The organism is Acinetobacter sp. ANC 4169 (assembly GCF_002135355.1).
Taxonomy (GTDB): Bacteria; Pseudomonadota; Gammaproteobacteria; order Pseudomonadales; family Moraxellaceae; genus Acinetobacter.
On sequence record NZ_NEGE01000002.1, the window covers coordinates 150,605 to 162,934 of the forward strand.

The 12,330-nt window shown below is 44.9% G+C and carries 14 protein-coding genes; 13 read left to right on the forward strand and 1 reads right to left on the reverse strand.

Features of this window, described 5'->3' with window-relative positions:
- Nucleotides 1-14: 14 nt before the first annotated feature.
- The 13 genes from catC (at nucleotide 15) to B9T26_RS02160 (ending at nucleotide 11,754) form a co-directional block, all read left to right on the forward strand.
- A complete protein-coding gene (gene catC, locus B9T26_RS02100; RefSeq protein WP_086198158.1) occupies nucleotides 15-305 on the forward strand; it encodes a muconolactone Delta-isomerase in 291 nt (96 codons plus the stop codon).
- A 160-nt stretch (nucleotides 306-465) separates the two neighbouring features.
- Entirely contained in the window at nucleotides 466-1,386 is a 921-nt protein-coding gene (gene catA, locus B9T26_RS02105; protein WP_086198159.1) for a catechol 1,2-dioxygenase, read from the forward strand.
- An 81-nt stretch (nucleotides 1,387-1,467) separates the two neighbouring features.
- On the forward strand, nucleotides 1,468-2,853 hold the full coding sequence (gene benA / locus B9T26_RS02110) for a benzoate 1,2-dioxygenase large subunit (protein WP_086198160.1): 1,386 nt from the start codon (nucleotides 1,468-1,470) through the stop codon (nucleotides 2,851-2,853).
- Complete coding sequence (benB, locus tag B9T26_RS02115) at nucleotides 2,850-3,341, forward strand: benzoate 1,2-dioxygenase small subunit (protein WP_086198161.1); 492 nt, start codon at nucleotides 2,850-2,852, stop codon at nucleotides 3,339-3,341. Before benA ends, benB begins: the two co-directional genes overlap by 4 nt.
- A gap of 90 nt (nucleotides 3,342-3,431) precedes the next feature.
- Nucleotides 3,432-4,448, forward strand: a complete 1,017-nt coding sequence (gene benC, locus B9T26_RS02120) for a benzoate 1,2-dioxygenase electron transfer component BenC (protein WP_086198162.1) — start codon at nucleotides 3,432-3,434, stop codon at nucleotides 4,446-4,448.
- 16 nt (nucleotides 4,449-4,464) lie between these two features.
- The gene (locus B9T26_RS02125) at nucleotides 4,465-5,250 is read left to right on the forward strand and encodes a 1,6-dihydroxycyclohexa-2,4-diene-1-carboxylate dehydrogenase (RefSeq protein ID WP_086198273.1); all 786 of its coding nucleotides are present in this window, start codon (nucleotides 4,465-4,467) and stop codon (nucleotides 5,248-5,250) included.
- Between the two features lie 60 nt (nucleotides 5,251-5,310).
- On the forward strand, nucleotides 5,311-6,552 hold the full coding sequence (gene benE / locus B9T26_RS02130; RefSeq protein ID WP_086198163.1) for a benzoate/H(+) symporter BenE: 1,242 nt from the start codon (nucleotides 5,311-5,313) through the stop codon (nucleotides 6,550-6,552).
- Entirely contained in the window at nucleotides 6,549-7,235 is a 687-nt protein-coding gene (locus B9T26_RS02135; RefSeq protein ID WP_086198164.1) for a 3-oxoacid CoA-transferase subunit A, read from the forward strand. Before benE ends, B9T26_RS02135 begins: the two co-directional genes overlap by 4 nt.
- A gap of 18 nt (nucleotides 7,236-7,253) precedes the next feature.
- Complete coding sequence (locus B9T26_RS02140) at nucleotides 7,254-7,907, forward strand: 3-oxoacid CoA-transferase subunit B (protein WP_086198165.1); 654 nt, start codon at nucleotides 7,254-7,256, stop codon at nucleotides 7,905-7,907.
- Nucleotides 7,908-8,038: 131 nt separating this feature from the next.
- A complete protein-coding gene (gene pcaF / locus B9T26_RS02145; RefSeq protein ID WP_086198166.1) occupies nucleotides 8,039-9,244 on the forward strand; it encodes a 3-oxoadipyl-CoA thiolase in 1,206 nt (401 codons plus the stop codon).
- A gap of 69 nt (nucleotides 9,245-9,313) precedes the next feature.
- Nucleotides 9,314-10,090, forward strand: coding sequence for a 3-oxoadipate enol-lactonase (gene pcaD / locus B9T26_RS02150; protein ID WP_086198167.1), 777 nt, complete (start codon nucleotides 9,314-9,316; stop codon nucleotides 10,088-10,090).
- Nucleotides 10,091-10,242: 152 nt separating this feature from the next.
- Entirely contained in the window at nucleotides 10,243-10,959 is a 717-nt protein-coding gene (locus B9T26_RS02155) for an SIR2 family NAD-dependent protein deacylase (protein WP_086198168.1), read from the forward strand.
- An 84-nt stretch (nucleotides 10,960-11,043) separates the two neighbouring features.
- Nucleotides 11,044-11,754 (forward strand): HAD family hydrolase, encoded by a 711-nt coding sequence (locus B9T26_RS02160; protein ID WP_086198169.1) that lies wholly within the window; start codon nucleotides 11,044-11,046, stop codon nucleotides 11,752-11,754.
- A 77-nt stretch (nucleotides 11,755-11,831) separates the two neighbouring features.
- Here the strand turns inward: B9T26_RS02160 and B9T26_RS02165 are convergent, their stop codons facing one another.
- Nucleotides 11,832-12,173, reverse strand: a complete 342-nt coding sequence (locus B9T26_RS02165) for a hypothetical protein (protein ID WP_086198170.1) — start codon at nucleotides 12,171-12,173, stop codon at nucleotides 11,832-11,834.
- Nucleotides 12,174-12,330 lie beyond the last annotated feature (157 nt).

Sequence of the window (12,330 nt, forward strand, 5' to 3'; positions counted from 1 at the left end):
TAAAGGAATTAGACATGCTTTTCCAAGTACGTATGGATGTAAATATTCCGCTAGATATGCCAAGCGATAAAGCCAACGACATTAAAGCGGTTGAAAAAGCTTATTCGCAGGACTTACAGCATCAAGGTAAATGGCGTCATATCTGGCGCATCACCGGTCAGTACTCAAACATCAGTATTTTCGATGTCGAAAGCAACGAAGAACTGCACAACATTTTACAAGGTCTTCCCCTATATCCGTATATGAATATTGAAGTGATGGCTTTAAATCGCCACCCTTCCTCTATTCGTGAAGACGACCGCTAATTTTAACAATATGCAAAAGGGTGAATTTATTCACCCGCTGCAAAAAAAAGCACCCTTAAAGGGTAATGACAAGGATTGTGGCCAGCCAGCTTTAGCCAGCCAATATAAACGCTAAACAGCCTGCCACCCAAAAATGTATACATACTTCAGGAGCAATAGTATGAATCGCCAAGAAATTGATGCACTTGTAAAAGAAATGAATGTCGACACAGCGACAAAGCCAGTCGATGAACGTGTACAACAGGTTGTTGTGCGTTTATTGGGTGATCTTTTCCAAGCGATCGAAGACCTTGATATCTCACAATCTGAGTTGTGGAAAGGTCTGGAATATTTGACTGATGCAGGTCAAGCCAATGAATTGGGTCTTTTGGCGGCAGGTTTAGGTCTAGAGCACTATCTAGATTTACGTGCAGATGAAGCAGATGCCAAAGCAGGCATTACTGGCGGTACACCACGTACTATTGAAGGTCCACTATATGTCGCTGGTGCACCGGAATCGGTAAGCTTTGCCCGTATGGATGACGGTTCTGAAGAAGGCAAAATCCCGACTTTAATCATTGAAGGTACGGTAACGGATACCCAAGGCAACCTCATTGAAGGTGCTAAAGTTGAAATCTGGCATGCCAACAGCTTGGGGAACTACTCGTTCTTTGACAAATCACAATCTGATTTTAACTTGCGTCGCAGCATTATTACCGGTGCTGATGGTCAATACACCGCATTAACCACCATGCCAGTCGGTTATGGCTGCCCTCCAGAAGGCACGACTCAATTTGTTTTAGACAAACTTGGTCGTCACGGTAACCGCCCTTCGCACGTGCACTATTTCATCTCTGCACCGGGCTACCGCAAATTAACCACGCAATTTAACATCGAAGGCGACAAGTACCTTTGGGATGACTTTGCATTTGCAACCCGTGAAGGTTTAGTCGCAACTGCTGTTGATGTAACAGACGAAGCTGAAATTGCAAAACGTGGCCTGAATAAACCATTCAAACACATTCAGTTCAATGTTGAACTTGTAAAAGAACAAGCTGCAGCACCATCGACTGAAGTTGAACGTCGTCGCGCAAGCGCTTAATGAGCTCATGATAAGGAACCGAGATGTCAATTTAATGACATTTCGGGGACTTGCCTAAATTTGGAAAGTCGGAGAACGGACATGCCTCGTATCCCTGTAATTAACACCAGCCATCTCGATCGCATTGATGAATTACTTGTTGAAAACTATGAAACCGGTGAATTTAAGCTTCATCGTTCAGTCTTCACAGATCAGGCCTTATTCGATTTAGAGATGAAATATATCTTTGAAGGCAATTGGGTTTACTTGGCACATGAGAGCCAAATTCCGAATAATAATGATTTTTACACCACCCATATGGGTCGCCAACCGATCATCATTGCGCGCAACCGTCAAGGTGAACTGAATGCCATGATCAATGCCTGTTCACACCGTGGCGCACAACTTTGCCGTCATAAGAAAGGCAATAAAGCAACTTATACTTGCCCTTTCCACGGTTGGACATTTAACAACTCGGGTAAATTGCTCAAAGTTAAAGATCCTACTGATGCAGGCTATTCAGACTGCTTTAACAAAGACGGTTCTCACGATCTTAAGAAAGTGGCCCGTTTTGAAAGCTATAAAGGTTTCCTGTTTGGCAGCTTAAATCCGGATGTTCCACCACTAGAAGAATATCTTGGCGAAGCAACCAAAATTATGGACATGATTGTTGATCAGTCTGATCAAGGTCTTGAAGTTTTACGTGGTGCGTCTACTTATACCTATGAAGGTAACTGGAAGCTCACTGCCGAAAATGGTGCCGATGGTTACCACGTTTCTGCCGTTCACTGGAACTATGCAGCCACAACTCAACAGCGTAAAGAAAAAGAAGCTGGTGATAATGTCCGCGCAATGAGTGCAGGATCTTGGGGCAAACAAGGTGGTGGTTCTTACGGCTTTGACAATGGTCACATGCTGCTTTGGACTCAATGGGGCAATCCTGAAGACCGTCCAAACTTCCCGAAAGCCGCGGAATATACCGAGAAATTCGGTGCTGCAATGGCGAAATGGATGATCGAGCGTTCTCGTAACCTGTGTATTTATCCAAACGTCTATTTTATGGATCAGTTCGGTTCACAAATTCGTGTACTTCGTCCTTTATCTCCCTCTAAGACTGAAGTCACTATTTACTGTATCGCCCCTGTGGGTGAAGACAAAGAAGCACGTACCCGCCGTATTCGCCAGTATGAAGACTTCTTTAATGCTTCAGGCATGGCAACTCCGGATGACCTGGAAGAATTCCGTGCATGCCAAGCCGGATATGCAGGTATTGCGCTTGAATGGAATGATATGAGCCGTGGTTCCAAGCATTGGATTCAAGGTCCAGATGATGCAGCCAATGAAATTGGTTTAAAACCAAAACTTTCAGGCATTAAAACTGAAGATGAAGGTTTGTATCTGGCTCAGCATGAACACTGGTTACATCTGATGAAAGAAGCGATTACTTCTGAAAAAGAACTTGCTGCAACTGAAGGAGAAAACGCATGAGCACGATTACTTTAGAAAATATTGCTCAATTCCTGTATCAAGAAGCGCGCTTTCTGGATGATGAACAGTGGGATGACTGGTTAACTTGTTATGCCCCTACTGCTTCTTTCTGGATGCCAGCTTGGGACGATGACGACAAGCTGACCACAGACCCAGAGTCAGAAATTTCATTGATTTATTACCCTGACCGTCAAGGTTTAGAAGACCGTGTATTCCGTATCAAGACTGAACGTTCTTCTGCAACCATGCCCGACACCCGTACCAGCCACAACATCTGCAATATTGAGATTGTTGAGCAAAACGGTAATCAAGTGACGGTTCGTTTTAACTGGAACACCTTAAGTTTCCGTTACAAAACCAATTACAGCTACTTCGGCATGTCACGTTATGTAATTGATTGTTCAGGCGAGCAGTTCAAAATCTTGAACAAATACGTAGTGCTGAAAAACGATTACATCAACCAGGTGATCGATATTTATCACCTCTAAGACTGTTCAGACAGCCAGGTAAAACCTTTCAGCCATATGGAAATTTGGCTGAAAGTTCCAGATTTAAAGATTTATATAGGATATTCAGCCATGTCAAACTTAAATGTTGCTCTTCAATTTGAAGATGGCGTTACACGTTTTATCAGTGTCGTTCAAGGCGAAACTTTGTCTGATGCAGCTTACCGTCAAAAGATCAATATTCCTCTGGACTGCCGTGATGGTGCTTGTGGAACATGCCGTGCGTTTTGCGAGTCAGGTTCGTTTGACATGCCTGAAGAAACCTATATTGAAGATGCATTAACCCCTGAAGAAGCAGCTGAAGGCTACATTTTGGCCTGCCAGTGTAAACCGACTTCAGATGCAGTATTCCAGATTCAAGCTTCATCGGAAGTTTGTAAAACTGAAATTCACGCCTTTCAGGGTACGCTTGAGCGTGTTGAAAAACTATCAGATTCAACCATCACTTTTGATATCCAGTTAGACGAAGGTCAACCGGACATTCACTTCCTGGCAGGTCAATATGTCAACGTGGGTATTCCGGGCACGACAGAAACCCGTTCGTATTCTTTCAGCTCTAAACCAGGTAACCGTTTAACCAGCTTCGTGGTTCGTAACGTACCGAATGGCCAAATGAGCGAGTTCTTAAGCAGCAATGCCAAAGCGGGCGACAAAATGACGTTTGCCGGTCCATTTGGCAGCTTCTACCTACGTCCTGTAACCCGCCCGGTATTAATGCTGGCAGGTGGTACAGGTATTGCACCATTTATGTCAATGCTGCAAGTTTTAGAAGAAAAAGGTTCAGAACATCCGGTACGTTTGGTGTTTGGTGTGACCAATGACTTTGACTTGGTAGCGATTGAAAAACTGAATGAACTGCAAGAAAAATTCCCTTGGTTTGAATATCGTACCGTTATTGCCAACCCGGAATCTGCGCATGAACGTAAAGGTTATGTGACCGGTCATATTGAAAATGACTGGTTAAATGCAGGTGATGTCGATATCTATCTGTGTGGTCCTGTTCCGATGGTAGAAGCTGTACGTGGCTGGTTAGATGCAGAAGGCGTTAAACCTGCAAGCTTCTTATTTGAAAAATTCTCTGCAAACTAATTCGGGAATCAATCAAATGTCTGATCGTCAAAGATTTCAAGATAAAGTCGTGATTGTCACTGGTGCTGCGCAAGGCATTGGTCGCGGTGTAGCTTTACAAGTGGCAAGCGAAGGCGCACAGGTGGTCATGGCTGACCTTTCTCCTTATGTGCAAGAAGTGTTAGCGGAAATTGAAGAACTAGGTGGCGATGCTGTCACCATCAATGCCGACCTGGAAACCTTTGCAGGTGCACAGTCCGTTGTTGAAAAAGCAATAGCGACTTATGGTCGTGTTGATGTCCTGATCAATAACGTGGGTGGCGCAATCTGGATGAAACCTTTCCAAGAATTTTCTGAAGCAGAAATTCTCAAGGAAGTAAACCGTTCATTGTTCCCAACGCTATGGTGCTGCCGCGCAGTGTTAACTGAAATGATTAAAAATCAGAAAGGTGCCATTGTAAACGTATCATCGATTGCCACTCGCGGGATTAACCGCGTGCCTTACTCTGCGTCTAAAGGCGGGGTAAATGGTTTAACTGCTGCCCTCGCCTTTGAACATGCCAAAGATGGTATTCGTGTCAATGCAGTGGCTACCGGTGGAACTGAAGCACCTCCTCGTAAAGTACCACGCAATGCCAATCCATTAACCGAATCTGAACAAGCCTGGATGCAAGAAGTGGTTGATCAAACCATTGATCGTACTTTCTTGGGCCGCTACGGCACCATTCAAGAGCAAGTCAATGCCATCGTATTTTTGGCTTCAGATGAATCTTCATATATGACAGGAACTGTGGTCCCTGTAGGTGGTGGCGATCAGGGTTAAACCTGATCTCATCAAAATTCAACAGGATCATTGAAATCTACGCATGGAGGCAATAGCCCAATGGCATCCCTGTTTAAAACTTTAAAAGATGATTGGTCACTTTCAGCAACAGTCGCAGGATTTCTGGCTGTGCTGATTTCCTATTCAGGGCCACTGATCATCTTCTTTCAGGCTGCACAAAAAGCCAATGTCTCCTCCGAGATGATGATCTCCTGGATCTGGGGTATTTCCATCGGGGCGGCAGTCGCCGGCATTTTTTTATCGATTAAATACAAAGTACCCGTAATTACCGCATGGTCTGCGCCCGGTACCGCCTTATTGGTGACCCTTTTTCCAGGTTTAAGTTTGAATGAAGCCATAGCAGCCTACATTACGGCTGCTTTAGTGATTTTATTCATTGGCTTAAGTGGCTACTTCGACAAATTATTACACTGGATTCCGCAGTCTATTGCTGCCGCGATGATGGCGGGAATTCTGTTCCAGTTTGGTCTGGGACTCTTTACTGCCACAGACAGTATGCCGTGGATTGTATTTAGCATGCTGCTGGTGTTTTTAGTGTCTAAACGGATTTCACCGCGTTATAGCATGCTTTGGGTCTTGATCACCGGTGTAATCTTAAGTCTGGTACTGGGCAAAATGAATCCGGTGGAAATGAACTTTAGCTTGGTTATTCCACAATTTATTGCGCCTGAATGGACCCTGAACGGCATGCTGAATTTTGCCATTCCCTTAATTTTGGTCAGTCTGTCCGGGCAGTTTCTACCGGGTATGGCCATCATGAAACTCAGCGGTTATGACACGCCGGCCAAACCCATCATTACAGCCACCAGTATTGCTTCATTAGCGGTGGCTTGTGTTGGCGGGATTACCATTGTATTGGCTTCCATTACCGCAGCCTTGTGTATGGGTAAAGATGCGCATGAACTGAAAGAAAAACGTTATATCGCCGGGATTGCCAACGGCATTTTTTACATTCTAGGCGGTTTATTTGCCGGCAGCATCGTCATGTTATTCAGCTTACTGCCTAAAGAACTGGTCGCCGCATTGGCCGGCTTGGCTTTGCTGGGTGCAATTGGCATCAATATTACAACAGCCATGAAAGATGAACATCAGCGAGATGCCGCACTGATAACATTTTTAGCCACTGCCTCTGGCATGCACTTCTTAGGTCTCAGTTCCGTATTTTGGGGAATTTGTATTGGCTTAATTGCCCATGTCATGCTGAGTAAAAAAGCAGACACCCCGCCTCCTCATTCAATGTCTAATCAAGAAACGCCATTATTGCGTCAGGAAAAACTATGATTGATAAAAGTACAGCGTCTCTCAGCGACGCGCTCTCCCAGATTAAAGATGGTGCCACCATCATGATTGGTGGTTTTGGTACGGCTGGACAACCGGCTGAACTGATCGACGGTTTAATCGAACTTGGAGTGAAAGATCTGGTCATTGTGAATAACAATGCCGGCAATGGCGACTATGGTTTAGCCAAGCTGCTTAAAACCGGTGCAGTACGCAAGATTATCTGTTCTTTCCCGCGTCAGTCCGACTCCTACGTGTTTGATGAAATTTACCGTGCCGGAAAAATTGAACTAGAACTGGTGCCGCAAGGCAATCTGGCTTGCCGTATCCAGGCCGCTGGCATGGGTCTTGGCCCCATTTATACGCCGACCGGTTTTGGTACTTTGCTGGCTGAAGGCAAACCGACCCTGAACTATGAAGGCAAGGACTTTGTACTGGAAAACCCGATCAAGGCGGATTTTGCCTTGATCAAGGCGCATCAGGGCGACCGCTGGGGCAACCTGGTCTATAACAAGTCGGCGCGTAACTTTGGCCCGATCATGGCGATGGCTGCAGATGTGACCATTGCGCAAGTTGCAGAAGTGGTAGAACTGGGTGCACTCGATCCCGAACACATTATTACCCCGGGTATTTTTGTACAGCACGTCGTTGCTGTTGGCACGAAACCCCTTGAGCAATCTGCTTAATTACGTGAGGATTAAAAAATGAGCTATAGCAAACTATCCCGCGATCAAATTGCAGAGCGTGTGGCACAAGACATTCCCGATGGTGCTTATGTGAACCTGGGCATTGGCTTGCCGACCAAGATTTCCAATTACTTACCAAAAGACAAAGACGTGTTTCTACACTCTGAAAATGGCTTGCTGGCCTTCGGTCCACCGCCGGCGAAAGGTCAGGAAGACCCGGAACTGATCAATGCCGGTAAAGAGTTTGTGACTTTATTACAGGGCGGCGCGTATTTTCATCATGGCGATTCCTTCGCGATGATGCGTGGTGGTCATCTGGATATTGCGGTACTGGGCGCTTTTCAGGTAGCTGAAAATGGTGATCTGGCCAACTGGCATACCGGTGCTCCTGATGCGATTCCGGCTGTAGGCGGTGCGATGGATCTAGCTGTAGGTGCAAAGAAAGTTTTCATCACCACCGATCACGTCACTAAAAAAGGCGAGCCAAAAATCGTGGCAGAACTTTCTTACCCTGCCACTGGCCTGAAATGTGTCGACCGCATCTATACCGACCTGTGCGTGATTGATGTTACAAGCGATGGCATGAAAGTGATTGAGAAAGTCGAAGGCCTGAGCTTTGAAGAATTGCAGTCATTGACTGGCGCCAAACTGATTGATGCGACTCAGGGTTAAAAAATCCCTCCTAACCTCCCTGAGCGAGTTTTAAAGCACTGCTTTTAAAACTCAGCACAAGAAAGGGAGGAAAAGTCCCCCTTTTTTAAAGGGGGATTTAGGGGGATTAAAAGGTTTTAAGGATTTAATAAATGAAAAACGCCTATATTATCGATGCCATCCGTACGCCATTTGGCCGTTATGCCGGTGGCCTCGCTCCTGTTCGTGCCGACGACCTTGGTGCGCTGCCAATTAAGGCTTTGATGCAACGCAATCCATCGGTTGACTTTGAGAAAGTGGATGACGTGATTTACGGCTGCGCCAACCAGGCCGGTGAAGACAACCGTAATGTCGGCCGGATGTCGGCACTGCTTGCCGGTGTGCCGTATCAGGTGCCGGCAACGACCGTCAACCGTTTATGTGGTTCATCGCTGGATGCGGTGGCGATGGCCGCACGTGCCATTAAGGCCGGTGAAGCAGACCTGATTATTGCCGGTGGTGTGGAATCCATGAGCCGTGCACCCTTGGTGATGGGTAAATCTGAAGGTGCCTTTGGCCGCAGCCAGAAGCTTGAAGACACCACCATGGGCTGGCGTTTTATCAATCCAAAACTGAAAGAAATGTATGGTGTGGAAACCATGCCGCAAACGGCTGAAAATGTCGCTGAACAGTTCAACATTAACCGTGCAGACCAAGACCAGTTTGCTTTCTCAAGTCAGCAACGCACAGCAGCAGCACAAGCCAAAGGTTTCTTTGCCAACGAAATCGTGCCTGTGGTGATTCCACAGCGTAAAGGCGAGCCTGTTGTCGTGGATAGCGATGAACATCCACGGGCTTCAACAACATTAGAAGGTTTAAATAAACTGAAACCGGTGGTGAAAGCCGAAGGTACGGTAACGGCGGGTAATGCATCAGGAATTAACGATGGTGCCGCAGCGCTGCTGATTGCTTCGGATGATGCTGTAGCACAGTATGGTTTAAAACCACGGGCCAAAATTATTGGTGCAACCGTGGTGGGTGTTGAACCTCGCATCATGGGCTTTGGCCCGGCACCTGCGATTAAAAAGCTGTTGAAACAAACCGGTCTGACTTTAGAGCAGATGGATGTCATTGAGCTGAATGAAGCTTTTGCCGCACAAGCCTTGGCAGTCACTCGTGACTTAGGTTTAGAGGATGGCTCAGAGAAAGTCAATCCAAATGGTGGCGCGATTGCGATTGGTCATCCCCTCGGTGCATCGGGTGCACGATTAGTCACTACTGCACTGAACCAGTTGGAACAAACCGGGGGTAGATACGGCCTATGTTCAATGTGTATTGGTGTCGGTCAAGGCATTGCCTTGATTATTGAACGTGTTTAATCCTCATTAAAAGTCCCCCTTTCATAAAGGGGGATTCAGGGGGATTTATAAGATTAAGGATTTAAAAAAATGCCAACATTTACATCTAACGATGCCCAGATCAATTACCAGACTTTTGGTGACCAGGCCAAACCTGCACTGGTGTTCTCAAATTCACTGGGGACCCAATACAGCATGTGGCAGCCGCAAATTGATGCGCTCAAAAATGAGTTCTATCTGGTGTGTTATGACACCCGCGGTCATGGTGCATCATCGGCGCCCAAAGGCCCTTATAGCCTTGAACAGCTAGGTCAGGATGTCGTAAATCTGCTTGATCACCTGAATATCCAGAAAGCGGTGTTCTGTGGTATTTCCATGGGTGGTTTAACTGGCCAATGGTTAGCCATTAACAGACCCGAACGTTTTAGCCATGTGATTGTTTGCAACACTGCAGCCAAAATTGGGCAGGAACAAGCGTGGCTTGAGCGTGCAGCACTGGTACGTGAACAAGGTTTACAGCCTATTGCCTCAACCGCAGCCGGGCGCTGGTTTACTGAAGGCTTTATTGAAAGCAATGCACCAATTGTTGCAAAACTTTCAAATGAACTGGGTCTGGGTAGCCCGGAAGGTTATGCTAGTTGTTGTGAGGCTTTGGCAAAAGCAGATTTATGTGAACAGTTAAAAGAAATTCGTGTACCGGTACTGGTTATTGCAGGTCAAAAAGACCCTGTCACTACCGTTTCAGACGGTCAATATATGGTCAATCATATTAAAAATAGCGCTTTGTTTGAAATTAATGCGTCGCATATTTCAAATATTGAATGTCCAAACGAGTTCAATCAGGCTGTTCAGCAGTTTATCGCTTAATGTGAAAAATGAAATTCCTAGGCCCTGCTAATGAGTGGGGCTTAGTTTTATAGCGGCGAACAATAAAATTAAACTGTTCAATAACACCTATAAAAAAACATCAATATTTTATGCTAAGTTGATTAAAAATTTAAAATAGTGAATCGATAGAAATGCCAAAAATCGTGATCTTTTCCGGTGCAGGAATGAGTGCAGAAAGTGGAATAAATACCTTTCGCGATCATGATGGACTTTGGGAAAACCACAAGATTGAAGAAGTCGCGACACCGGAAGCCTGGCAAAGAAATCCGGAGTTGGTGCAGCGTTTCTATAATGCACGGCGCAAAAGTATTTTGGAAGCACAGCCCAATTTAGCCCATCAACTTATTGCCAAAATCCAAGACTTTGCAGAGTGTCATGTGATTACCCAAAATATAGACGACTTGCATGAGCGTGCAGGAAATCGTCATGTTTTACATTTACATGGCAATATCCGCTTGGCTAAAAGCTCTGCACCGGGGGCACAGTATTCTGAGATTTTCTATCCGATTCAAGGCTGGGAACTAAACCTGCAACGCGATAAATGTCCGCAAGGCTATCCGCTACGTCCGCATGTGGTCTGGTTTGGCGAAGCTGTTCCTGCTTATGAACAGGCCATTCAACTGGTTCAGAATGCCGACATTTTTATTGTGATCGGCTCCAGTCTAGTGGTTTACCCAGTTGCAGGACTGATTCATGAAATACCTGCAACATGTGAAGCCTATTATATCGATCCTAAAGCCGATCATCTTCGTGTCCCCACGCAATATCATTTGATTCCTCAAACCGCAACTCAAGGCATGCAAATGCTATTTGAACAGCTTGAAAAACGATTTTCCAATCACCGTTGAAACTGGAAAAGTTTTGTACTTTAACCGATCTGCTGATTCAAACCAGATATAATTCGGCTCATTCAAACCACATGTAAGATAAAAATGTTTCAAGGGAAGAAGTTAATTTGTTTTGATTTGGATGGAACGCTTATTGATTCAGTCGGAATCTGGAATCAGGTCGATGCAACCCTGATTCAACAATTATCGAATATTGAGGTAGATCTCAACGCAATTCAGCAACAACGCGATCTTCAGCTGAAAATTTTTAGACAATCCGCTGATCCATATTTGGAATACTGTGCTTATTTAAATGAGCTCTATGGTTTTGATCTGGGCAAAGAAGAGGTAAAAACCCGCCGTTATGCTATTTCACGGCATTTTCTGGATCACGTGGTGGAGCTTAAACCCCAAGCGGAACTTTTGATTCAAGCGCTGAAACATCAAGGTATGCAACTGGCACTGACCACCACTACCAGTGTGTACAATATTCAGCGTTATCAGGACAACAACCAGAATATTAATCAAAAGATCAGTTTTAATGATGATTTTGACAGCATGTTAACGCGTGAAAATGTCGAAAACATCAAACCACACCCAGAAATGTATTTAAAAGCACTTCAGCATTTTGATGTTCAAGCTGAGGACTGCCTGATTATTGAAGATTCTTTGATTGGGGTTGAAGCTGCCAACAATGCAGGAATCGATGTGGTGGCCATCTATGATCAATATTCAACGCATGAAATTGAAGAAATTAAAGCCAAAGCAGATTATTTTGTAGAAGATTTTGCAGCCTTATTAAGTTTCATAAAATAAAAAGCTTCGTAAACTAAATAAGATGCCATGAATCATCCGTGTTCATGGCAGCTTCTGTAGATACACTACTTGAATGATTATTTGGCTTTTTTATAGATTGAGCCTGAACCCACCAGATTTCCGGTTTTTTCGTCAATCGCAAAATCAACCATGCCGGCACCGGCATTGACCTGAAGAAAACCACTCTTGCCCACTGAGGCAGGCACCGGATTTTTCTTTTCTGTTTTACCGGTGGCTTTATCTTTTAAGGTATTGGTAATGAAATAATTATCACCATTTTTGGCAATCACCAGTGAATTTTCAAGCTGTGGATTTTCTAAGGTATTGTTCCAGGTTCCCTGATAATCGGGTGCTTCTGTGCTACAAGCAGTTAACAGCAGTAATAATGAGATTGCTGAAAAATATTGAAGATATTTCAAAACTTAAGACCTTGAGTGTTGCGACGCGGCCATTATAGGAACAACACGCTGCTGATGAAGTGGCTTGTTGTAGGCAAAGCGTTTCAGCCGTACTCGCTCTGTTTTGCTTTGGTCATTTTTTGAAAATTCTCTCCACATTTCATTCATAAAAACTTGG

Excerpts from the sequence above, each read along its gene's own strand:
- catC (WP_086198158.1), top strand. The coding sequence starts at position 15 with ATGCTTTTCCAAGTACGTATGGATGTAAATATTCCGCTAGATATGCCA.
- catA (WP_086198159.1), top strand. The coding sequence starts at position 466 with ATGAATCGCCAAGAAATTGATGCACTTGTAAAAGAAATGAATGTCGAC.
- benA (WP_086198160.1), top strand. The coding sequence starts at position 1,468 with ATGCCTCGTATCCCTGTAATTAACACCAGCCATCTCGATCGCATTGAT.
- benB (WP_086198161.1), top strand. The coding sequence starts at position 2,850 with ATGAGCACGATTACTTTAGAAAATATTGCTCAATTCCTGTATCAAGAA.
- benC (WP_086198162.1), top strand. The coding sequence starts at position 3,432 with ATGTCAAACTTAAATGTTGCTCTTCAATTTGAAGATGGCGTTACACGT.
- B9T26_RS02125 (WP_086198273.1), top strand. The coding sequence starts at position 4,465 with ATGTCTGATCGTCAAAGATTTCAAGATAAAGTCGTGATTGTCACTGGT.
- benE (WP_086198163.1), top strand. The coding sequence starts at position 5,311 with ATGGCATCCCTGTTTAAAACTTTAAAAGATGATTGGTCACTTTCAGCA.
- B9T26_RS02135 (WP_086198164.1), top strand. The coding sequence starts at position 6,549 with ATGATTGATAAAAGTACAGCGTCTCTCAGCGACGCGCTCTCCCAGATT.
- B9T26_RS02140 (WP_086198165.1), top strand. The coding sequence starts at position 7,254 with ATGAGCTATAGCAAACTATCCCGCGATCAAATTGCAGAGCGTGTGGCA.
- pcaF (WP_086198166.1), top strand. The coding sequence starts at position 8,039 with ATGAAAAACGCCTATATTATCGATGCCATCCGTACGCCATTTGGCCGT.
- pcaD (WP_086198167.1), top strand. The coding sequence starts at position 9,314 with ATGCCAACATTTACATCTAACGATGCCCAGATCAATTACCAGACTTTT.
- B9T26_RS02155 (WP_086198168.1), top strand. The coding sequence starts at position 10,243 with ATGCCAAAAATCGTGATCTTTTCCGGTGCAGGAATGAGTGCAGAAAGT.
- B9T26_RS02160 (WP_086198169.1), top strand. The coding sequence starts at position 11,044 with ATGTTTCAAGGGAAGAAGTTAATTTGTTTTGATTTGGATGGAACGCTT.